The sequence below is a fragment of the Kitasatospora sp. NPDC048239 genome, from assembly GCF_043202015.1.
Lineage (GTDB): Bacteria > Actinomycetota > Actinomycetes > Streptomycetales > Streptomycetaceae > Kitasatospora.
In genome coordinates this window covers 95448-117400 of the sequence record NZ_JBICZP010000005.1, presented here as the reverse complement: position 1 = coordinate 117400, position 21953 = coordinate 95448, and the positions used below count along the sequence as shown (strand labels likewise).

Below are 21953 nucleotides of genomic sequence, written 5' to 3'. Positions count from 1 at the left end.
GGCGCCGGGGTCGTCGGGCTCAGCTCACGGGGATGGCCTTGACACCCGAGAGCAGGGGGACGAGCTGGTACAGGCCGTCGCCGGGGCCGCAGGAGGGCGTCGTGTCCGGGGTGTTGGAGATGTTCGTCCCCGCCTTGAACCGTCCGTCCCCGCTCGCGGCGACCGTCGTGAAGTGGTCGCGGCGGCCGTTGGCGTAGTACATGCACTGGTGCAGGTTCAGGTACCGGCCGGCGGCGAGGTCCAGCGGCGTGGCGCTCGACAGCAGGGGGATGGGGTCGTAGACGCCGCCCCCGCTGCCGCATCTCGGGCTGGAGTCACGGGTGTTGGAGACGTTGGTGCCGGCGGTGAACTTGAAGTCCGTGGTCGCCACCAGCGTTGTGAGGTGGGTCTGGTCGTAGTCGCCGAAGAACACGCACTGGTGCAGGTTCAGATAGCGGCCCGCCGTCAGGTCGTAGCCCTCGGCCGCCGAGTAGACGTTCCTCTCGTAGGTCCCGTCCCCCGGGCCGCAGGAGGGGGTCGCGTCCGCGGTGCCGGAGACGTTCGTCCCGGCGGTGAAGCGCCCGTCCCGGCTGGGGAGGACGGTGGTCAGGAGGTCGAAGCTCGTCGGCAGGAAGGCGTCGAAGACGCACTGGTGCACGTTCAGGTACCGGCTGGCCGCAGGTTGCGCGGCGGCGACGGGCGCCGGGCCGGCCAGGACGGTGGCGCACAGGGCGGTGGTGGACAGGGCGGCGGCGAGGAGTGCGGCGGGGCGGGGAAGTGGGCGCATCGGGGAGGTCTCCGTGGTCCGGTGGGGCCGCTCCGGGCGAGCGGCCTGTCACTCGCGATGTCTTCCCGGACCCCCGGGCGTCCTGGAGCTCGCGTGGAATCTTCACCTGAACGACAGGGAGTCGCAGACCCGGCCGTTCTCCTCCCCCCGGCGGGGCCGAAACGCTCGGCGGGGGCGCCCGGACAGACCACGTCCGGGCGCCCCCGCCCTCCCCTCCCTCTGCGGCCAAGGCCGGGCGGCTTGGCCCTACGGGCGGCTTGGCCCTACGGGCGGCCTTGGCCTTACGGGCGGCCGGCCCCCGGGTCAGTCCAGCCGGGCGGCGGTGTAGGCCTCGATGGCGTCGCGCTGGTACTCGGCCAGGCCCGGTGCGATCGCCTCGTAGGCGGCGCGCCACGCGTCGTTGTCGACACAGGAGCGACCGATGGCGCGGTACTCCGCAGCGGAGACCCTGCGCAGTGCGGTCAGGGCCCGGTACTGGGCGTCGGCCTCGGCCTGCACGGGCTCGGCGTCGACCGGCAGGCCCGCGGCCATCAGCTCGGCCAGCCGGATCATCTGCGCCGTACGCTCACGCTGGCCGGCCTCGACCTGCTCCGGGCTCATCGCGGCGACCCTGCGGGCGGCCTCCTCGGCGTGCTCGGGGAAGTCCCGCAGGCTCTCCTCGTACGCGGAGGGAAGGATGCCCTCGAACAGGTTCTCCGGGCGGTTGATGGTGGTCATGGATGTGCCGTCCTTTCTGGACTGTTCCAGTTCCGCGATCGTGCGACAGACGGTGCCGACCAGGGCGTCGAGCCGGTCCCGCTCGGCGAGAAGCCGCCGGTGGTGATCGCGCAGGGCCTCCACCTCGTCGACCTGCTCGACCAGGACCCGGCCGATCGCCGGCAGCCCCATGCCCAGCGCCCGCAGCACGAGGATCTGCTGAAGCAGCAGCAGCTGGGGCTCCTCGTAGTAGCGGTGGCCGCTCACCCCGATCCGGGCGGGCACCAGCAGGCCGATCTCGCCGTAGTGCCGCAAGGTCCGCGCGGTCACACCCGACATCCGAGCGACCTCCGCGATCGACCACTCCATCGCCGTACCCCTCACGACCGCCTCACCGGGCCGGACTGTCCGGCCCTGTCCACGACGGTAGAAGCTGCCGCAGCGACAACTTCAACCCCCACAGCCCACCTCGTTGCGTGGTCCGCTTCCACCGCGCTGCCTGCCGGAGTCCAGGGCGCCGTCGCAGCGGCCGGGTTCGGGTGCGGGCAGTCGGTCGGCGCTCCGGTGCAGGCACCGGTGGTACCCCCGGAGGTGCCTAGGGTGCAGCGGGCTGCCCGGGGCGGAGCCGGCCGTGGGGGGTGGAGGTCATGAAGTGCTCGGTTGCGATGATCCGGTGGCGGACGTCCTCGGGCAGGCGGGTCAGGATGCCGGGGAGCGGGCGCGCGCGTTCGACCTCGCTGCGGTGGGCCGAGATGGCGGCCCACTTCTGAGCCGCCCACGGACTCACGTCGCAGGTCAGGTCGACCAGACCGTCCGGGACGCTGAGGGTCTTCTTGCCGACGCTCTCCAGGAGGGGGCCGAGGTCGGCGAGCGCCGAGTGCGGGTGGGTGGCCATGTGGAGGGCGTGGGGCTGCCAGGGGTCCCCGGCTTCCGGGTAGAGGTGTTCGAGTCCGGCGGCGGCGACGGCCAGCAGGGTGGCACGGTTGGTCTGCCGGTGGTCAGGGTGCCCGGTCAGCTGGCCGTACGGGTCGTGGGTGAGCACGATGGCGGGCCGGACCTCGCGGATGTGCCGCACGATCCCCTCGACGACCTCGTCGAGTGGCACGTCGCACAGCCTGGGCCGGCCGGGCGCGGACTGCGGAATGCGGTGGTCGGCGTGGCCGAGCATCCTCGGCTCGCCCGCCCCGAGGATGCGCAGGGCCTCTGCGAGTTCGCCGGCCCGGTGGCTGTCCGGAGCCCACGTGGCGGTGACCACCGCCGTCCGGGCCCCGCCGGCGGCATGCCGGGCAAGGGTGCCGCCGACGAGGAGCGACTCGTCGTCCGGGTGCGCGACCACGGCGAGCAGGGAGGGCGGTTGGGACACGGCGGTTCTCCTCATCGGTGGGCGGCGGCGCCAGCACCGGCGCGGGCGGGCAGGACAGGACAGGCTGGGCGGACTGCAGGAGGTAGGAGGCGGGAGGCCCGCTACCGACCGGTGGGGTCGTGCAGGTTCCGCGACTCGGTCTCGCCTGGGAGCGCCCTGAGTTCGTGCAGCTGTTCGTGATGGACCAGGAACAGGTCTACTTCCGCGTGTGGATCATCCACCGCGCGGAGCTGCGGCAGATCGTGCCCGAAGGCCGGGAGGAACGGGTCTGGTCGGCCGGCGCGAGTCGTCGGCTCACCGCGCCCACCCTTCGGGGCCGGGCCGCAGGGTCATGAAGCCGTCGAGGGGGTCAAAGCCGAGGGACCGGTAGAGCGGGGCGCCGGCCTCGGTGGCGCGCAGTTCGATCAAGGTGCATCCGGCCGCCTTGAGGGCTTCGATGAGCGCGTCGGTGACGGCGCGGGCGTGGCCGCGGCGCCGGTGGGCGGGGTCGGTGGAGACCGTGTGGATCCGGCCCCAGAGTCCGCTGGGGTGGGTGGGGCCGCGGTATCCGCGGTAGACGATGCCGATGGCGCAGGAGGCGAGTGTGTGCGCATCGGCGGGGACGACGTAGGCGAGCAGGCTCGGGTCGGCGCCCAGGCGTTCGCGCATGTCGTCGCGGAAGGTCGAGCGCCAGTCGTCGGTGAGCTGGGCTCCGTCGAGGGCCGTGACGCGGAGGCGCAGCAGCTCGTCGGCGTCCGCGGGTACGGCGGGGCGGGCCAAGGTGGTGGTCATCGTCGCATTCTCCTGCGGGGTGGGGTGGGTGGCCATCAGGAGGCGGGGCAGGTCGTCGAGCGGGTACTCGGAGACGGCGCTCCACACTCGAAGCCCCGCAGCAGGTCGAGGCCGGCGGTGCGCAGGCCGATCGACTCCCGGCCGGCGGGTTGGCGCTCGGCGAGCAGGGCGGTCGCGGCCCGGGGGCCAGGCGTTCCAGGAGCCGCTCGACCCGCCCGTCCGGCCGGTAGAGGGTGCGGTAGGCGTAGGGGTGTGCGGCGCCGGGGAGGGTGGCGACGCCTTCGTCGGCGATGGTGCGGCCCTGGGCGATGGCGCGCAGTCGCAGATCGGCGTCGGCCGGCAGGACGGCCTGGTTCGGTGGGGGCGGTCGGCGGTGGCGGCCGGGCATCTCAGGCTCCGACCAGGGCGCGCGGGTCCACGGTGGTGTCCCAGCCGTGGGTGGAGAAGCCCCGGTTCTCGCCGCCGAGGTAGGCGGTGAGGGCGGTGTGCGAGGTGGGGAACATCGGCGCGGGCAGCGCGCCGGCAGGCTTCCACTCCGCGCCGAGGTGCTTGTCCGGCTCCACGTTCGTCAGTTCGCCGTCCCAGCTGGTGGCGGCGAACACGGAGAGCAGGAACGGTCCCGTGCCGTCCCAGCCGGCCTTGACCTGGATGGTGTGGACCAGGCGCAGCTGGTCGGGGGCGACGGTGAGGCCGACCTCCTCCCGCAGCTCGCGGGCGGCTGCCTCGTCCAGGCGCTCGCCCTCCTCGACCTTGCCGCCGGGGACCGTCCACACGGGTGTCGTGCACCAGCTGTCGTTCGCGTACCGGAGGCAGGCGACCTGCTGGGCCCGCCGGTCGTGGACGATGACGCAGACGGCCTGGCGTAGTGACTGCATGACGGACTCCAACCTGTAGGGACGGCGGGGGTGTTCACAGGGCGGCGAGGGCCGGCCGAGCAGGGCGGGGACTGTGCGGGCGTGGCCGAGGACCTCCGCGTCCTCCGGAACCGGGGGGGCGCTCACGCCGTCCACCCGACCGTCGACAGCGCGCTGCCGCGGGCGATCTCGCCGAGCGCGTGGGCGGTGTAGGGCACGGTGTCGGCCGGCAGCCCGTCGAGCGGCCACCAGCGCAGCTGTCCGCACTTGTGCGGCTCGGCATTGCGGATCCGCCCCTGGTAGCGGGTGGGGCGGAAGAAGAGTTGGAGGCGGCTGCGGCCGTCGTCGGCGTCGAGGTGGTGCAGGGTGTGGACGAGGTCGAGGTCGTCCTCGGCGAGGGTGATGCCGAGTTCCTCCTCGGCCTCGCGGCACATCGAGCGGGTGACCGGTTCGCCCCGCTCCATGTGGCCGGCCGGCAGGTGCCACATCCCGGCGGCGTAGGTGGTGTTGCGGCGCAGGCCGAGCAGCACCCTGCCGTCGTCGGTCAGGAGGAGGTGGACGCCGACAACCAGGGTCAGCGGATCGGCGCCGGCGGGGCGGGGCACGGCGGCGTTCGGGCTCACGCCGTCCTCCCGGGCGGCCGGTCGGTCCCGGCGGCGAGCCTCGGCAGGTAGTGCCGCATGTAGGGCGGGACCTTGAGCTGTAGGACTTCGTCGAGGGGGACCATCCGCACGGCCAGGCCCTCGTCGCCGAGCCGCAGATCCGACTCGGGGCCGTCCCAGACGGCGTGCAGGACCCTGGTGAGGGGGTGCACCAGGTCGTGTTGCGGCCCCCGTACCGGTCGCAGCCCGGAGACGGTGAGGCCGGCCTCCTCCAGGACCTCGCGCGCCGCGGTCTCCTCCGGCGCCTCCTGCCCCTCGCGCCAGCCGCCGATCGGAGTCCAGTGACCGGGCCACGCGATGCCGGGGTTCCGGTCGCGATGGTGCATCAGCAGCCGGCCGCGGGCGTCGGTGACGAACACCATCACGCCCTCGAACTCGCTCTGGGGCGCGGGGCGTTCCAGATAGAGGGGGACGCCGGAGCGGTGGGCGCGCAGGACCTGGAGGAGCCGCTGGTAGCGGGCCGGTTCCATGAGCGCGCACCAGTCGTGGGCGCTCTCGAAGCGCCACTCGGTGTGCTCCGCCGGGTCGAGGCGGATCCGGCCCTGCTGCTCGGGGGTGAGGACGCCGCCGTCGAAGACGTACCCGCAGACCGGTACGGGGTACTCGGTATCGGCCTGCTCGTGGACGGCCGCGAGCAGGCGCCTGCGGGCGATGACCTCGGGGTTCTCGACGGCGAGGTCGAGACCCAGCTCCTCCTCGGCCTCGATCAGCGCGGTGGTGAAGGGGGTTTGGCCGTGCTCGACGTTGCCGCCGGGGAAGTTCCAGACCGCCGGGTTGATGGTCGAGCGCATGCCGAGGGTGCGGCCCTCGGGGTCGGTGATCAGGAAGCTGCCGTAGGAGCTGGGGCGGGCGATCGTGGTGAGGTAGCCGCCGACGGGCCGCCAGCCCGGGATCGCCAGGCGCCGGGTGAGCCAGGCGACGACCTCCTGCTGCCCCTCCCCCGTCGGCGGCAGGGCGTCCGGACTCGCCCACTGGTGGCCGTCGTGCTCCGGGGAGAGGACGACCTCGGTGCCGTCCGACACGACCGTGGTGAAGACGAACTGCCGTACCCGGTGGCCGTCCCGGCTGGTGAAGTCGAGATACCGCAGGTACTCCAGCGGGCATCCGGCGAGTCCGGTCTCCTCCGCGAGTTCGCGCGCCGCACCGGCCTCGACCGTTTCGCCGTGCTCCCGGCCGCCGCCCGGGTACTCCCACAGGCCGGGCAGGACGTCGTGCGCGGCGCGGCGGATCATCAGGACCCGGCCCGAGGCGTCGCGCACCACGACGCCGACGCCGACCCTCTGGACGCCCTCGCGGAGGGCGAGTTCGGTGAGCACCTCGAAGTCGATCACTGATGGGACTCCTCGTGGTCGCGGGCGGGCATGGCCGTTCGGTCGGCCGGCCGGGACGGTACCGGTGGCCGGGGTGTTCGAGCACGGGACGTCGGCCGTCGACATCCGGTGCGGCAAGTGTGCTTTCAGGAGGTCGAGTTGGACGACCTCACGCGGGTGGGTGGCGACTGATGATGCTGCTGTTCGACTTCGGCGTTCAAGCGGATTTCCGCCGGGCGAGCCCCAACCGAAAAGGGACGTTTCGAGCACCTCGCGGGCACGGCCGAGGCCTCCCCCGGTCGGCTGCGGAGGGGGCGGGCGGGGTGGCGGATCCCAGTGCGCAGACGGGCGGGAGCCCGTTCGAGCTCCTCGACCCGCGCCGGGTCGAGGAGCTCGAACGGGCTCCCGCGGGTGAGGAGGTTGCGCAGCGCGCAGCCGTCGCCGGATTCACCCGTTCGGCTGGTGAGCTGCGCGTCGAGGTTTCGGTCGGCAGACGCGTTCGTCCCTCACCGTTACCGCTCGTCCCCCGCCGCTCGGCCGTCCGGCGTTGTGAGGATCTCGGAGATCGGGCGGCGCGGCGTCGCAGGTCCGGGCGGACCGTATCCGAGGCGCAGCACCAGCTGCACGTGGCCCGGCCCCTGGGACGGGTCGCGCAGTCGCCACCGGGTGTCAGGCCACTCGACGGCCTGGTGGAGGACCGAGGCACGCAGTCCGTGGGCGGTCGCCAGCAGCCAGACCCGTTCCATCGCCTGGCCCGCCTTCAGCCAGTCCACCGGGAGGTCGGTACGGGTGGAGAGGGTGGCGACCTGCGGCAGTGCCTCGAAGCGCTCGGTGTGGACCGCGGGACCGGGCGGGCTGCCGGTGAAGCTCCGGACGGGTACCCGGGCGTCGTGGTCCAGCGGGCCGAGCACGTCGAACGGGATGCCGTCGGTGGCCGCCGGCTCCGCCCGCAGCCAGCTGCGGGTCTCGCTCAGGCGGGCCAGGTCGGCGGCGGTGCGGCGCTCGGCCTCGGCCGTGAGCTCCAGGACCCGGCGTACGGCGGCCTCCTCCAGCACGTCCAGCACGACTCCCTCGGCTTCGGCGGCCGAGAGGAGTTCGCCGATGACGGCCTCCGGCACGTCGCGGTCGGCAAACGGCTGACGGCTGGAGTGGCGCAGCGAGATCGCCGGGTAGAGGTCGCGGCCGGGGGGAGCCGGGGCCGGGGCAAGCCGGGAGAGGTCGACCTCGGCTGCCAGGTAGGGCTGGCTCTGGTCCGGCAGCAGCCGTACCCGTGGCTCTCGGCCGAGGCGCCCGGCGGCGATCCGGAGGTTGAGGACGGCGGCGCCGACCGACACGTGCAGCGCCCGGCCGTCGGGGTCGGTCGTCGGCACGCCCCTGGTCGGGTCGAGGTGGACGGCCAGGCCACGGACGTCCGGCGTCGGCCGGAAGAGCCACGGCTGGCTGTTGTGCAGCGACGGGGCCGCACCGGCGGCTGCGGCCAGCAGGTGGAACTCGTCCGCGGTGAGCGGTGGCGCGGTCATGGTGGATGTCCTTCCCCGCAGGCCCGCCTTCGGGGCGGGCGGGCCCGCACCGGCGTGAGAACCGCACCCGGGGTGTCGGCGGGGCCGCGCGGCCCCTGCGAAGCCCCGGGTTCTCCCTCCATCCTGCACCCGGGGCCGAACGGTCGGCGAGAGGCCGATGGCCCTGGCCAGGGGTCCGATGGTCCCGCCTCGGTCGCCGCCTCCGGTCCGACCCGCCACTCGGGAACGGCGACGCCGTCCTGGCTCATGTCAGTACCTGCGCGGCAGGCCGATCAGTAGCCTACGGTTCCGCCGCACCCGACCGGATTGCCATCAGAGGTCACGCGGCACCCGTGAGGAGCCTCGTCCGCGCGACACCGCGTGGCGCGCTCCTTCTCCTGAACCTGTGACTACTGGTCTGCGGTGCGTACGGACCGATTGGGCGATCGATACTGATGACGGCTTTCACCGGAGCGTTCTGGCGGAGCGGTGACGCGGGCTTCGCCGCCGCCACGACCTCGCGGATCTTCAACCGGCGGCGCCCCTCGCGGCGGCCTGCGGCGGTACTGCGCGCCGCCGACACCGCCGACGTGGTGGCCGGAGTGAAGCTGGCTGCGGCAGAGGGCTGGAAGGTCGCGGTCCGCTCCGGAGGGCACAGTTGGGCCGCCTGGTCACTGCGCGAGGACACCCTGCTGATCGACCTTGCCCGGTTCACCGGGATGTCCTACGATCCCGCCGACGCAGTCGTGGCGGTCGGCCCGGCGGTGCGCGGCGGGCTGGACCTGGACCCGTATCTCGCCCGCCACGACCGGTTCTTCGCCGTGGGCCATGCGCCCACCGTGGGCCTGGGCGGGTTCCTGCTGCAGGGCGGCATCGGCTGGAACTGCCGCGGTTGGGGCTGGGCCGCGGAGTCCATCGAGTCCATGGACGTGGTCACCGCGACCGGCGAGCAGGTGCGGTGCTCCGAGACCGAGAACGCCGACCTGTTCTGGGCGGCACGCGGCTCCGGCCCCGGTTTCTTCGGTGTGGTCACCGAGTTCCGGCTGCGCACGCGCCCCCGGTTCCGGCAGCTCACCCGTTCCAACCACGTCTACCCCGCCGAGCTCGCCCCGGAGGTGCTGGACTGGTACCTCACGGCGCGCCGCGACGTGCCGCCGTCCGTGGAACTGGCCGCCGTCGGCTGCACCCCGCCCGGCTCCGACCGCCCGGTGCTGGTCATCGACGCGGTCTCGTTCGACGGCGGCCCGGCCTCGCTTGCCGCGCTCGGAGACTGCCCGGCGGCCGGCCGGGCCCTCGCCGCCACGGTGGCCCGGCCGGTGGACTTCGCCGACCTCAACGCGGAGCAGCTGCGGGGCAATCCCGATCACCACCGCTACTTCGCGGACAACGCCTTCCTCACCGGCTCGACCGCGGAGCTGGTCCCGGCGCTGGTACCCGCCTTCAGCGAGCTGCCCACCGCCAAGACGTTCACCGTCCTGGGCGACTTCACCCCCCTGATGGCTCGTCAACTGCCGGACATGGCAATCTCCGTGTCCACGGACCTGTACTTCGCCGCCTACGTGATCGGCGAAACCCCGGCGGAGGACGCCCGGTGCCGCTCCTGGCTGGACGGCACCATGGCCCGCGTCGCACCGCACTCGGCCGGCTGCTACCTGGGCGACAGCGACTTCACCGTCCGACCCGACCGCGCCATGTCCGACGCGGCCTGGTCGACGTTCCAGCGGATCCGCGCCGCCCGCGACCCCGAGGGCCGCTTTCCCGGCTACCTCGGCGACCCGGTGCAGTAGACCGAGCGACGCCTGCGACCTCGCGCCGCCTCACTTCACGTGCGTGCCGGCGGAGCGCAGTGACCGCTCCGTCTCCCGGTACCGACTGCTGAGCCTCTGGTGGGAGAGGGTCACCAGCACGTGGTCCCCAGCGGTGCGCTCGGGCGAGTCCAGGTCGAGTGCCAGTCGATGGTGGACCCGGCTGTACCGGCTCTCCAGGCGCCGGATCGCCTCCTGGAGGAGATCCGGATCGTCGTGCAGCCGAACCACTCCCTGGGACTGCAGCCAGACGCTCCCGCTGTCGTACTTCGCGACGGACACGGCCACGGCAGGGTTCCTCCGAAGCAGGTCGGAGTCGCCCCTCCGGGCGAGGAACGAGATTCGAGCCTCCCCCTCGATGTCGATCACCTCGAATCCGATCTGGCGACAGCGCAGGAGGCCCTGGCGGTCGAAGCAGGCGAGGTGTCCGTAAGTGGGGCTCAGCGAGCGGTACTTGTCCCCCCTCCCCTGGCGTGCCACACCGAGGATCGCCAACTCGTCCCGGGCCCCGCGCAGTTCCGGCTCGTCGTCCCCGTAGCCCTCGTCCGGCCCCCAGAACGCGTCGTGCGGGCCTCGCCGGGGCGATCGATCCGGGTCGTCGTCGCTGAACCTCGGTGCCAGCGCCCGGACGTAGGGAGCCGACCGGGACACCGGATCGTCCCCGAGTTCGTTGCGCACCCGGTAGGCCAGCACCTCCAGCCGAAGCCGCTCGTTCTGTTCGCGCTGGTCCCAGCTCGTGTAGTTCCCGTCCGACTGCTCGCCGACCTTCGGCTTGCTGTACAGGCCGGCCAGGGTGCGGATCAACGAGCGCTCCCGGTCCGGCGACTGCTTGACGAAGCCGCCCACCTCGTAGCAGATCTGGCTCCCTACGCCGGCCGGAACGGACAGCGCGACCATCGGATCGAGAGCCGTCGCCCTGGCCTTGATCCTGTTCTCCACCGTGCTGATGACCACGTTCCCGCCGTCCGCCGCCGCCCAGACCGGCGTGACGCTCACGCCGCCCTGTCCCGTGTGAACGGCCAGGTGTACATACGGGCGATCGGGACTGGGCAGGTGGGTGGCGCGACCGAAGGGCGGCCGCAGAACGGAGCACTCCTCCGCGGTCAGCGGGAGCCCCTCGACCTTCTCGACCAGTTCGGAGATCCTGCGTGCGCGCTGCTTGATCTCCTCCCGCGCCGCACGGGCCAGGGCCAGATCGCTCCCGGTAAGGTCCCGGCGCTGTGCGGCGGTTCTGAACAATCGGGCTGCTTCGGCGCCGGGCGCCTGGCCGAGCTGCTCCACCGGACCCCGATCGTGCTCAGGGGAGGACATCTCGCGGGACTGCTGCATCTGCACACTCTCCGTGCCGGTTCTCAGGGTGGGCGACGGGCGTTCGGCCGTGGCGCGAAAGCCGGCCGAGACCAGGCGGCCCGGGTCAGGCGGTCCGGGTCAAGCGGTCCAGGCCAGGTGATCCAGGCCAGGCCTTCCAGGTCAGGCGATCCAGGTCAGGAAGAGCGTCAGCTCGTCCCGCAGCTGGCCGACGGTCGGCCGCTGCACCTCGATCTCGGTCTTGGCCTGCGCGCCGACCGGCGAAGTCCGGTAGACGTTCGTGAAGTCCTCCACCGCGGGCAGTTGCAGGACGAGTGACGCTGCGGCCTTTCCGGCGGATCGCGAGATGCAGTGCAGAATCTCGTGGTTGATGTGGTAGATCGTTCCTGCCGGCAGGACCGCCTCGAACGCGGCGTACAACTGCTCCTTGCCCTGCGCCTCCAGGGAGAAGGTCTTCCCCTGCCCGATCGGCAGGTACCGGTAGTGGTGGTAGTCGGCGCCGGGGCCGATCTTGAACTCCTGGGCGAAGTACTCGCCGACCACGAGCGCGGTCGTGAAGTCCCAACGATGCGAGTGGATGTCCTCCGTGATGGTCCCCGAGGCGTCCGGTTGTGGATGCCACAGGTGGAGGCGCAGCTTCCAGGGGTTCTTGTCGCCGGCCAGCAGGACGACCTTCAGGAAGTTGTTCGCATGGTAGTAGGAGCGGGCGGCCATGTCGGCAAGGGCGGCCTCATCAGCGATGATCCGACCGATCAGAGCCCGCAGTTCCCCGGGCTCGGAAAGACGGCGGACGACCGACTCCGACCCTTGGAAGGTCGTGCCGCCTCCACTGTCCACGACCCGTTCCAGCTGGTCCTTCACTTCTTGCAGGGTTGCCTCTGACGAAGCCCGCATCATGGCCTCTTCCCCCTTTGCGGATACTGGTGATCCGACGGATCGATGGGTACGGGAAGGCAGAGCCTTCGGGTCAACGGTGTGCTGCGGCCGCCGCCTCGACGGCGGTTCCGATCTTCTGGAGGATCTCCGCCGTGTCCTCGTCGGTGAGCGTCAACGGCGGTGCGATCCGGATCACGCCGCGCTCGTGACGCGTCATCACCCCGGCCCGGGCCGCGGCCTCCGCGATGGCGGCGGCGGACTCCGGAGCATCGGCCTCGATGGCGATCACCAGCCCGAGTCCGCGGACGTCGGCGATCAGCGGGCTCGACTCGAGCTTCCGCAGCCCCTCCAGCAGCGTGGCGCCCTGGGCCGCCGAGTTCTCCACCAGCCGCTCGTCCGCCATCACGTCGAGCACGGCGTTCCCGACGGCGGCCGCGACGGCGTGGCCGCCCGTCGTGTGCCCGTAGCGGAGCCCCTGGGCGACCGGCTCCCGGACGAAGGTCTCCTTGATCGACGAGGTGACCGTCACGGCGGCCAGCGGGAGGTACCCGCCGCTGATGCCCTTGCTCATGGTGACGATGTCCGGCGTGATCCCGTCGTGGTCGAAGCCGAACATCCGGCCGGTGCGGCCGAATCCGCAGAACACCTCGTCGAGGATGAGCAGCGCTCCGTGCCGGTCGCACAACTCCCGGAGTCCGGCGAGGAATCCGGCCGGGAGCACGACGCAGCCGCCGAGGCCCAGCAGCGGTTCGACCATGACCGCCGCGGCGGGCGGGCCGGCCTCAAGTGCCTTGGCGAACAGCCCGATCAGCGCCTCGGCGCCCGCTTCGGTGCGCATCTCGCGGGGCGACGCGGGCAGGGAGACGTGGTCGATCGGGAAGGGCGGGGCCCACTCGCTCACCGTGAACGGCAGCCCCGAGAGCTGCTGGGCCAGGTAGGTGGTGCCGTGGTAGGCCGCCTCGAAGGTGATGACCCGGTTGCGGTTCTCGCCGTTGTTGCGCCAGTACTGCAGCGCGATCCTGAGGGCCGCCTCGGTGGCCTCCGAACCGCTGTTGAGCAGGACGGTCTCGTTCAACCCGCCCGGCAGGAGGTCCGCCAGCCGCGCGGTCAGCGTCTCGGCGGGGTCATGGCTCGACACCATGGGGTCGTAGTGGACGAGCTGCTGGAACTGCCGGGTCGCGGCCTCGATCAGCCGCGGATGTCCGTGCCCGCAGGACGCGTTCAGGACGCCGGAGATGCCGTCGAGGTACCACCTGCCCTCCGCGTCGCGGACGCGATTGCCCTTCGCCTCGACGATCCGCATGGAGTTGGCCTGTTGGGCGATCGACGTCCAAGGCCGCCACAGCGAACTCGTTGAAGTGGAATTCTGCATGTCTGAACACTCCAGGGGACGGGTCGTCGGGACTTCGGGTTCCCGTTCAGGAAAGCTTGGAATTGCCGTGCGGACCGGGTGACGCCGACGCCCGGGCTCCGCGCACGGTGCGCTCCGCGGTGTGCGTACGGGTAGGCCGTCCCGTGGCCGGGAAGAACCTGGCGCACTCGTTCCCGTTGCAACTCAAACCCAGTCTGCCTGAACCCCGGCTCCCCGAAGTCCCAACAGGTAACAGGACGGAAGGCCTGACCTGATTGAATCGATCATGCTAGGTTGTGCGCGGTGTCGGAACCGTCGCAGGATTCGCCTGGTGCCGGGTCGACGACCAGCGGTGCGTTCGGGCCGTCGGATCTCCCCAACCCCGCCGCCACCTGATTGGCATCATTCAGATGCGGTGTTCGCCGCCACCTACCGGGTCCACCCAGGAAAAGCTCGCCTGGCAATACGAGTGGTCGGATCTGGTGGCCGCCACCGTCGTGGTGAGCAGCCGGATCGAATGCCCGTAGAGAATGTGGTCCTTCTGTACGCCCTGGGGTGTTGTGGGGGTTCCGTCGAATGCGCTGAAATATCGACCCGGCCGCAGGACTTCGGCCAGCAGGTCCCCCACCCGCGCGTGGTTCAGGTCGACGGCGGCGACTGCCGGACCGGCCTCGCCGGCGGCCAGCAGGTCGGCCGTCAGCATGTCCCACATCCGGGCGAACATCGGCTCGGTCGGGCTCACGCCGAAGTGGTGCAGCGGAAAGCAGTGCCCGTTGACCAGTCCGAGAAGCCCGCCGCCCAGCTCCAACTGCCCGACGACATAACCCTTGTCGTGCAGCGTCCAGTCGTCACCGTTCGGGCCGACCACCTGAAGCCCGGGATTGGGAAACCGCCTGTACACAGCGCCCCGGATCGGGAACCGGGAGACGATCCCGAGCGCCAGGGAGGCGTCCTCCGCCATGTGGGACCTGCTCGTCGGGAACGAGGCGAAGTACGGATGCCCCAGTCGCCCCGCCAGCCACTCCGTCTGGCTCGCCCGGCGCCCGTGGTAGTCGTGGGCCTCCTGCAGGCAGACCACATCGGGCCGGCACGCCTCCAGGACCGACGCGAAGTAGTCGAGCGACGGGTTCACGCCCCGCTGATGGGACCTGCCGAGGATTCCGCCCCCGATGTTCCAGGTCCCGACCTTCAGAAGTGCAGGCTTCATGAGTCCATCCCGTCTGGAGTGGAGAACCTTTGTGGACCCGCGCCCGGCCGGCGTGCAGCGCACCTGTCGGCGACGAGGATGCCGCACGGCGGGAGGCCATCGCCTCAGGAACGCGGCGCACTTGAGTACTTGAGATCGGGGAGCAGACCGAGGTGCTCCTCTCGGACCAGGTCGAACCGGAGCGCGAACGCCACCAGGGCCTCACGTTTGGAGTGCATACGGCCCTCGTCCACGTACTTGGCCCACTGGCCGACCGGCAGCTTGCGGTCCGTCAGGTAGTCGATGTGGTAGTTGATGCTGCTGCGGTTCGCATCCCTGAACTGCCTGGTGCCCTTCAACCGCTTGACCACCTCCTGGGCGGAGGGCACCGCCGCCATGGAGGAACCGCGCAGACGCGGCTCGCACAGCGCGACGAGAACGGCGAAGTACTTGCTCGCCATGTCCAGATTGGAGATCGCGGACTCGGCGTACGCGGCAGCCTGGTCGGACCCGAGCAGGACCGGCGGGGGCGCGAAGACGGTGAGCTCGCTGATGTTGGTGCCCGAGGGGATCAGAATGCGCGAGATTTCGAACGGGATCACCATGCCCAGCTGGCGGGGGCGCGCCTTGACCAGCTCCGTTCCGCCTTCCAGGTTCTCGATGGCGAAGGTGGTACTGGCGGTGAGGTTCGAGAAGAGGAGGTGATGTCCGGAGACCTCGAACGCGCCGATACTGGGCTTGGCATCGGGCTGAAGTCTGCCGCTGAACTTCGATATGCCGAAGTTCAGTCGATCGCCGCCCTTCAGGCTGCTGCGCTCCGTGACGCCGGGGTCACCGGGGTGGCGGCCCTTCTTCCGCCAGGTCACGATCACCTCTACATCGGTTTCAATCCCAGTCTGCATGAAGAGCACCTTCCTCGTCCTCGATCCCTCACGGGAGTTCCAAGGTTGACCCGGCGTCGGCCCTGCGTCGCATCCACCGCGATGGCCGGCCGATGGCAGATCTGATCAACCGTCATGAAGCTGCTGCCGTAGTGCCGGTGTCCTCCCATGGCTCCGGCCCGGCATCGCGCGCCCGGCCGGAACCGTCAGACACGGCCTAGAGCCTGCTCGCGAGCTCTCTGGTGGCGGAGGCGCTCAGAATCCCGCCGTGGAGTTCCTTGAAGGCGGCGCCGCGCATGCCTTTGGCCGTAGCCGCCTTCAGTCCGCCCCGGAGATGCTTCAGCCCGTGGGTCCGCCCGAACCGGACCGGCTGGTGGAACAGGAGACTCACATAGGCGGCGAGCCTGTCAGGGCTCTCCTCCCCGGTCAACGCGATCTCGTGGACGTCCAGTTGGTCGCGCCACCTCAGCGCGGTGGCCACACCCTCCACGCCGCCGGCGCGAGCGGTGAAGACGACGAGCTCGACCGACTCGCAGTCGAGCCACTCGGCGTAGCGCATGCGGACGAACTCCGGGTGGTCGGGGATTCCCTTGCCGGTGTTGTGCCGGGCGATCACCTCGGCCGCCGTGTGCGCGACCTCCGGCCAGGAGCGCACCGCAGTGGCCACCTGCTGCTGCTCCATCAGGTTCCGGTCGCGGCGCAGGACCCGCCTGACCCGTGATCCGTAGCGCTGCTCGCCGTCGTCCGCCATGGCATCCACGAAGTGCGCCTCCCGCCCCAGCGGCGCCCAGACGATGCGGCCTCCCGACGAGCGGTCGAGGAGATCCCTCAACTCCCGGTACACGTAGGGGAAGAGCATGCCGCGGTCGTCGGCCGCGGCCGCGCTGGCCGCTGCCGTGAGCACCTGCTCGAAGGAGGGACCGTCCCGCAGGCTGCCGCTCACGTAGGTCGCCGAGCGGAGATCGGCATTGCCGCCGACCAGCACATACGAGCCGGGGTCGGTGCCGGCGCCGTCCGTGGCGCCCGCCGGGAGGGGCCATCTGGCCGGATCGTAGGCGGGGTTCGCCCAGAACCTGCCGCGGGGCGTGTACAGCGGAAGCACCGCCAGGAGCCGCTCCCCGTCGGTCGCCCGGGCGTACTGCATCCTCCAGCGGCCGTCGAACTCGCGTTGCACCATACGGTGGTAGCACCCGGACGCGCCTGCCGAACCGTCCAGCCCGTCGAACTGGCCGGCGTCCACCGGGCCCAGACTCGGGATGAGATCGACGGACACGGTGGAACCGCCCTGACCGGCGGTCTGGTTGTCACGTGCCATGGGAAACCGGAAGCTCCTCTCGGGTGGGACTGCTGCGGGGGCCGGGTGTGCGCGGAGAAACTCCGGCATCGGTGCGGCGGCGCCGACGAATGGCGCGCGTACGGCGTCGGCAGCAGGAAGATCGGCTGGCGGGGGTGATTCGTCGGCGTACTGCGGGTCAGCCCGATGCCCCGGTGTCACCACGGCCGTTTCCTCCGGGCCGTCGATTCGGGCAGCCCCGAGACGGTCCCCCGGCAGTCGCCGCGACCAGCCCGAAGGCCTCCACCACCGCCGCTGGATCCGCCCCGACGACGCGTGCGGCACGTTCCCTGCACATGCTGTTCGCCCCCCCTGCGTGCACGATGACCACCCGGCCCGACAGCCACGTGACATATGCCATGTGAAATTACACTAGTGTTTACCCTTGAACATCGTCAACGGGATTTCGTACTGATCCTCCGTCAGCAGACGATCTCGGCCACTGACTCCAGGGTTCCCGGCCTCGGGCGTCCCGTTCGGCTACGGCCCAGTCCGTCGACCCACCGGAGCCGGTCGTCGTGCCTGGGCGTTCACCGGCGATCGCCGCCGGTACTGCACTCCCGGGCCGCCGACAACCCCGCCAACCACCCCGTCGACGGCCACGGACGCGGCCAGACGCGCAGTACCGCCAAAGGGCGAACGGGGCCGCACGACGACCTGTGGTCGGACCGAGCAGACCGGCTCGTTTCAGCCGTTGTCGACTCGCGGCACCGAAGCCCCTGCTCGCGCACCGGACGGCGCCGGCAGTGCGGACGGACTGCGAGTGGAGTCGGCTCCGCGCCCCGGCCCGGCCTCCCGACCGCCGAGCGCCATCGGCCCACCGCCCCGTCGGCGACTCCACCAGCGCCCGCCCCAACGGATGCGCGGCGGCCGCCCTCCCGCGCTTCGCGCCTCGAAGAATCGGAGCATGGAAAATTGCCGGCGCCGCAGCCCCGGACGGAACTGCGGATCAGCCGGTCGCATGACCTGCGACGCAGGTTGCCAGCTTCAGATCGCCGGTCAGGTCGCCGGCCTCGGATCGCCGACCTCAGGTCGCGCGAAAGTACCTCACGGTCGGGTCCGTCGAACCACCGGATTCAAGATACGCGGCGAACCGGTCGGCATTCACCTCGTGTACGAAGTTCCATGTGATGGAAACGCTGGGCGTGAGGGCGACGGCCGCATGGAACCATCCGGCGGGGATGAAGATGGCGTCCCCCGGAGAAAGTGTCACATCCATGACGGGACGGACCGCCCGCCATCCAGGGAACCGCACGTCATCCGGGTGGTCCAGGTCGACCACGGCCTCCCCGTCCGACAGGAACTCCGCCGCGTCCGGAGGGTACAGGACAAGGCGCTTCTCCCCGGTGACCTGGCAGAGGACGGCATCGCTCGCCCATGGATCCACGTGCAGGCGGGTGCGTCCGCCGGCGGCGCAGACGAAGATGCCCTTGGCGGGAAAGCCGTCCCTCACCGGATCCGCATTCTCCTCGATGGGCGGAAACACGTAGTTCGCCGAAGGCAGCCAGGAAGGAGCCGCCCAGCTTTCCGCCAGCTCCGCGAATGCCCCGTCAGCGCAGATCATCTGAAAATGGCGCTGCCTGGCATACCAGCGTACGTAAGGAATGGGCTCGTCGCAGGGTCGCCCGCCCTCCACCATGGACACGTAGTCGCCGAACCCGACCGTGTGCTGCATTTCAAACAGGGCGTCGAAGACCGGGACACGGCAGGATCCGAACCTCTGCGCCAGCAGATCCAGCTTCCGCGGCGAAGCCAGCGGCCCCGTCCGCGGAAAGCAGTCCCGTGCGACGAGCGGTTCGTTCCTGGCCAGATGGCTTTCGATGAACTCTTTCTGATCAATGCTGGACATCAGGCTGCGATCGGTCACTGAGGACTCCCCTGGGGTGAAGGACGGCTGGACAGCGGTCGAGCAGGTCGGCGGACGGTGCCCACGGCCCGCAGGACCGTCATCCGCGTCCTCCTCGGTCGTCGACCAACGCCACCGCCACCGCCACCACGAGGCCGGCCTGGTGCGTGAGTGTCACCACCACTTCGGCCAGGCCGAGTTCGGCGGCGACCTTCCGGGCGCCGCCGCTCAGCGTGACGACGGGTCTGCCCCACGGATCGCCGAGCACCTCGATGTCCCGCCAGCGGATCCCCTGCCAGAAGCCCCGCCCAAGGACCTTGCAGGTCGCCTCCTTGACGCAGAAGCGGCCGGCCAGGCGCTCCACGCTGCGTTCCGGTCCCAGAGTGGCGGCCTGCGCGAGCTCCGCCTCGGTGAACACCAGTGAGCGGTAGCGGTCGTGCCGGGCGATCCGGGCGAACCTCTCGATGGCAAGCAGGTCGACGCCGACCCTCATGCCGGCCCCCTCCCCCTGGCGACGCGCATCCGGGACAGCGCCGGTGCGGCAGTTTCGGTCACGGTCATCCAACGGCCTCCGGCGGGCTTCAGGCAGCCACGCCCGAGACCCCTTTCCCCAGGTAGTCGGCCAGGCTCCCGACCGTCTGGAACACCTCGGGTTGCAGGTCCTCCACGTCCAACTCCACGCCGATGGTGTCCTCGAGGGCCATCAGCAGCTCGATGACGCTGGTGGAGTCCAGGGAGAGGTCCTCGACAAGGCGGACGTCCTCGGTCAACTGCGCGATCTCCCGGTTGAGTACGTTGGAGAGCGCGACGCGGACGTGCTCGACGATCTGCTCGCGGTTCACGAGACCTCATTTCTTGTTCCGGCCGACGGTGCGAGCCGGCTGTACAGGTGTTGTTGACGCAACATGTCATCGGGCAGATCACGACTCCGCACGAGGTGTGCCTCGCCGTCCCGGACGAGGACCTCCGCAGGAAAGCCGTGGCCCAGGAAGAGGCCGGGTGAGGCCGAGGGGCCGTAGGCACCCGACCGGGTGACGCCCAGGAGGTCGCCCACCCGCAGCGGCGGCAACGCGGCACGCTTGAGCAGGGTGTCGTTGGGCGTGCAGAGCGGGCCGGTGACGTTCCAGCTCTGCAGCTCGTCGTCGCCGGACCCGCGGTTGAGCAGCCGCACCGGGAAGTTGCGCTTGGCGAACGAGCCGATGCCGACCGCGGCCATGTGGTGGTTCGTGCCGCCGTCCGCGACGGCGAACAGCTCCCCCATCGACTCCTTCACGTAGCGCACCGACACGACGTAGACGCCGGCCGGAGCGGTCAGATAGCGGCCCGACTCCATCAGCAGCCGGGTGTCCGGGTGGCGCTGCGTGAACTCCTCGATCAGCGGGTTGATCTCCCTGGCCAGCGAGGCCGGGTCGAGGTCCGCCTCCCCCTCGAAGTAGGCGACCCCCAGTCCGCCGCCGATGTCGACCGCCTCCAGGGGGATTCCGGTGGCCGCCGCCACCCGATCGGCCAGCTCCAGCACATGGCGGGTGTTCTTTCCGATCACCTCGGCTTCGAGGATCCGGGTGCCCATGTAGACGTGGATGCCGGCCAGTTCGACATGCCGGTAGCGCGATGTCAGGTCCCCTGCGGCTAGCACCTGAGCCTCGTCGATGCCGAACTGCCGCGGCTTGCCACCCATGGTCAGCCGGGATCCGCTGACCAGGAAGGCCGGGTTGATCCGCAGCAGGACGCGCTGCCGGACACCCTGCTCGGCCGCCAGCTGCTCGATCCGGTCCACCTCGTCGAACGACTCGGCGACGACGGCGTAGATCCCGGCCCGCAGGCAGGCGTCCAACTCCTGCTCGCTCTTGCCCGGTCCGAGAAAGATGATGTCCTGCGGACGGGCGCCGGCCAGCAGCGCGGTACGCAGCTCCAGCAGCGAGGACACCTCCGCGTGCGCTCCGCCCTCCCTCAGGGTGCCGAACACGCTGACGTTCGGGTTCGACTTCAGCGAGAAGAAGATGTCGAGCGCGGGATGCAGCGCCGTGGACAACTCCGACAGGCGCCGCAGCAGCACATCACCGTCGTACACGTAGAACGGCGTGCCGAAGCGCTCCGCCAGCTCGGTGTAGGCGATGCCTTGGATCTTCATGAGCTCCCACTCTCCACCAGGGTGCGCAGACGCTCCTCGGCCCGGCCCCGCAGGGCGAGCGCCGAGTCGGCGTCGGCGGCGATGCAAATGCCGTAGACACGCCCGTGGAACGGTCCGGCCCCGGAGCCGACCCCGGCGTTCAGGGTGGCGAAGTTGTTGATCAGCACGCCCGGAACGTCGGTACCGTTGAACATGGAGTGGCCGAGGGCCTCGGCCACCTCCGCGAAGGAGTGCGCCCTCGACAGCTTCAGGTTGAAGGTCGCGGCGATGGCGTGCCGTCCGTCGGGGACGAATCGCTCGGCGATCCGGCTCTGGTACGTCGACATGTTGAACCGGGCGTTGATCTCCAGGCACGGGTACAACGTCCCGTCCGGGCCGATCATGGCGTCCACTCCGACCACCCCGAAGTAGCCGTCCGCATACAGCGCGCGGCCGATCAGCCGAGCCGACTCGTGCAGCCTGGCGAGGTGCTCCTCGGAGAGCGGCACCGGGAAACGGTGCCCCTGGTGCACGTTGTTGTGCAGGACCGCCTCCTTCACCGCCTCGAACCGGACCTCTCCGGAACGGCTCACCAGGAACTGGTAGTTGAGATCACTGGCATCCTCGATCCAGGACTCGACCACCATGTCCGCCCGCGCCTGCGCGCCGCGACGGCCGATCAGCCGGAGCAGCCGGTCCGCGGCGGCCTGGTCCGGCAGCACCACCATGCCGCGCCCGGAGACGCCCAGCGACTCCTTCACGACCGCCCGGCCGCCGCGGGCGATCTGCGCGTGGACGGCGCCGGCCAGGTCGGCCACCCGCTCGCACACCTGCCCCGGCACGGCGGCCAGCCCGAGCGAGTCGGCGAGGCGACGGCTGTATATCTTGCCGTTCACCCGCTTGCAGACCTCGGCCGACGGGCCGGCCAGTGGCAGGCCGACGGCTTCGGCGAGCCGCTCCTCGGCTGCGGAGATTCCCATCGGCATCAGGTAGGTACGGCCGTCCGCCAACCCGCGCAGGAGATCCAGCGTCCCGGGCGACTCCAGCGCGTCCTCCGTGACGGTACGCGTCGGCAGCGACCTCTCGACCGCGACCACCTCACTCGACGAGGCCTCGACCCGCCGCAGGTATGCGGCGTAGTCGCGGTCCATCGGCGACTTCAGCAGCACGATGTCGGAGTCCTCGGCGAGCAGTACGCCCATCTCCTCCATGCGGTTGACCGTCGCCGTCGCGAAGGCGATGCCCGCCCCCGGCAGCTTGGGTTCACCTGCGGCCCAACTGCGTTCCACTTCGAAATTGTTGAGATAGACGAACCGCGCGTTCCCGTCTCCGACGA

General features: G+C 70.9%; 21 protein-coding genes. 2 read left to right on the top strand and 19 right to left on the bottom strand.

Annotated elements, in window-relative coordinates; translation table 11 throughout:
• Positions 1–19 precede the first annotated feature (19 nt).
• The 3 genes from ACGFZP_RS15285 to ACGFZP_RS15275 form a co-directional block, all read right to left on the bottom strand.
• Positions 20–766 (bottom strand): hypothetical protein, encoded by a 747-nt coding sequence (locus ACGFZP_RS15285; protein WP_392932446.1) that lies wholly within the window; start codon positions 764–766, stop codon positions 20–22.
• 303 nt (positions 767–1069) lie between these two features.
• Positions 1070–1831, bottom strand: coding sequence for a MerR family transcriptional regulator (locus ACGFZP_RS15280; RefSeq protein WP_392932444.1), 762 nt, complete (start codon positions 1829–1831; stop codon positions 1070–1072).
• Positions 1832–2057: 226 nt separating this feature from the next.
• Complete coding sequence (locus ACGFZP_RS15275; protein WP_392932442.1) at positions 2058–2840, bottom strand: PIG-L deacetylase family protein; 783 nt, start codon at positions 2838–2840, stop codon at positions 2058–2060.
• Positions 2841–2944: 104 nt separating this feature from the next.
• Here ACGFZP_RS15275 and ACGFZP_RS15270 point away from each other — a divergent pair, with 104 nt between their 5' ends.
• Positions 2945–3160 (top strand): hypothetical protein, encoded by a 216-nt coding sequence (locus ACGFZP_RS15270; RefSeq protein WP_392932440.1) that lies wholly within the window; start codon positions 2945–2947, stop codon positions 3158–3160.
• Here ACGFZP_RS15270 and ACGFZP_RS15265 read toward each other — a convergent pair.
• The 5 genes from ACGFZP_RS15265 to ACGFZP_RS15245 all read right to left on the bottom strand — a co-directional run bounded on the left by ACGFZP_RS15265 (position 3120) and on the right by ACGFZP_RS15245 (position 7942).
• Positions 3120–3683 (bottom strand): GNAT family N-acetyltransferase, encoded by a 564-nt coding sequence (locus ACGFZP_RS15265; protein WP_392932438.1) that lies wholly within the window; start codon positions 3681–3683, stop codon positions 3120–3122. The two genes, ACGFZP_RS15270 and ACGFZP_RS15265, sit on opposite strands and share 41 nt — an antisense overlap.
• 302 nt (positions 3684–3985) lie before the next feature.
• Positions 3986–4471 (bottom strand): NUDIX domain-containing protein, encoded by a 486-nt coding sequence (locus ACGFZP_RS15260; protein ID WP_392932436.1) that lies wholly within the window; start codon positions 4469–4471, stop codon positions 3986–3988.
• Between the two features lie 122 nt (positions 4472–4593).
• Positions 4594–5073: an NUDIX domain-containing protein gene (locus ACGFZP_RS15255; protein WP_392932434.1), complete on the bottom strand. Its 480-nt coding sequence runs from the start codon at positions 5071–5073 to the stop codon at positions 4594–4596.
• Positions 5070–6443, bottom strand: a complete 1374-nt coding sequence (locus ACGFZP_RS15250; protein WP_392932432.1) for an NUDIX domain-containing protein — start codon at positions 6441–6443, stop codon at positions 5070–5072. Before ACGFZP_RS15250 ends, ACGFZP_RS15255 begins: the two co-directional genes overlap by 4 nt.
• A 491-nt stretch (positions 6444–6934) precedes the next feature.
• Positions 6935–7942 (bottom strand): Acg family FMN-binding oxidoreductase, encoded by a 1008-nt coding sequence (locus ACGFZP_RS15245; RefSeq protein WP_392932430.1) that lies wholly within the window; start codon positions 7940–7942, stop codon positions 6935–6937.
• Positions 7943–8376: 434 nt separating this feature from the next.
• Between ACGFZP_RS15245 and ACGFZP_RS15240 the strand changes: the two genes are divergently transcribed.
• Complete coding sequence (locus tag ACGFZP_RS15240; RefSeq protein WP_392932428.1) at positions 8377–9708, top strand: FAD-binding oxidoreductase; 1332 nt, start codon at positions 8377–8379, stop codon at positions 9706–9708.
• A gap of 30 nt (positions 9709–9738) precedes the next feature.
• Here ACGFZP_RS15240 and ACGFZP_RS15235 read toward each other — a convergent pair whose 3' ends face one another.
• The 11 genes from ACGFZP_RS15235 to ACGFZP_RS15185 form a co-directional block, all read right to left on the bottom strand.
• Complete coding sequence (locus tag ACGFZP_RS15235; RefSeq protein WP_392932426.1) at positions 9739–11055, bottom strand: hypothetical protein; 1317 nt, start codon at positions 11053–11055, stop codon at positions 9739–9741.
• Between the two features lie 141 nt (positions 11056–11196).
• Positions 11197–11895, bottom strand: a complete 699-nt coding sequence (locus ACGFZP_RS15230; protein ID WP_392932425.1) for a hypothetical protein — start codon at positions 11893–11895, stop codon at positions 11197–11199.
• 106 nt (positions 11896–12001) lie between these two features.
• Positions 12002–13282 (bottom strand): aspartate aminotransferase family protein, encoded by a 1281-nt coding sequence (locus ACGFZP_RS15225; protein ID WP_392932423.1) that lies wholly within the window; start codon positions 13280–13282, stop codon positions 12002–12004.
• Between the two features lie 385 nt (positions 13283–13667).
• Complete coding sequence (locus ACGFZP_RS15220; RefSeq protein WP_392932421.1) at positions 13668–14468, bottom strand: endonuclease/exonuclease/phosphatase family protein; 801 nt, start codon at positions 14466–14468, stop codon at positions 13668–13670.
• Positions 14469–14572: 104 nt separating this feature from the next.
• Complete coding sequence (locus tag ACGFZP_RS15215; RefSeq protein WP_392932420.1) at positions 14573–15349, bottom strand: hypothetical protein; 777 nt, start codon at positions 15347–15349, stop codon at positions 14573–14575.
• Positions 15350–15545: 196 nt separating this feature from the next.
• Positions 15546–16643 (bottom strand): hypothetical protein, encoded by a 1098-nt coding sequence (locus ACGFZP_RS15210; protein WP_392932418.1) that lies wholly within the window; start codon positions 16641–16643, stop codon positions 15546–15548.
• 1045 nt (positions 16644–17688) lie between these two features.
• A complete protein-coding gene (locus tag ACGFZP_RS15205; protein ID WP_392932416.1) occupies positions 17689–18528 on the bottom strand; it encodes a cupin-like domain-containing protein in 840 nt (279 codons plus the stop codon).
• Between the two features lie 79 nt (positions 18529–18607).
• Positions 18608–19000, bottom strand: a complete 393-nt coding sequence (acpS, locus tag ACGFZP_RS15200; RefSeq protein WP_392932414.1) for a holo-ACP synthase — start codon at positions 18998–19000, stop codon at positions 18608–18610.
• A gap of 88 nt (positions 19001–19088) precedes the next feature.
• On the bottom strand, positions 19089–19349 hold the full coding sequence (locus ACGFZP_RS15195; protein WP_392932412.1) for an acyl carrier protein: 261 nt from the start codon (positions 19347–19349) through the stop codon (positions 19089–19091).
• Complete coding sequence (locus ACGFZP_RS15190; RefSeq protein WP_392932410.1) at positions 19346–20638, bottom strand: type III PLP-dependent enzyme; 1293 nt, start codon at positions 20636–20638, stop codon at positions 19346–19348. Before ACGFZP_RS15190 ends, ACGFZP_RS15195 begins: the two co-directional genes overlap by 4 nt.
• Positions 20635–21906, bottom strand: a complete 1272-nt coding sequence (locus ACGFZP_RS15185; RefSeq protein ID WP_392932409.1) for an ATP-grasp domain-containing protein — start codon at positions 21904–21906, stop codon at positions 20635–20637. Before ACGFZP_RS15185 ends, ACGFZP_RS15190 begins: the two co-directional genes overlap by 4 nt.
• Positions 21907–21953: the final 47 nt, after the last annotated feature.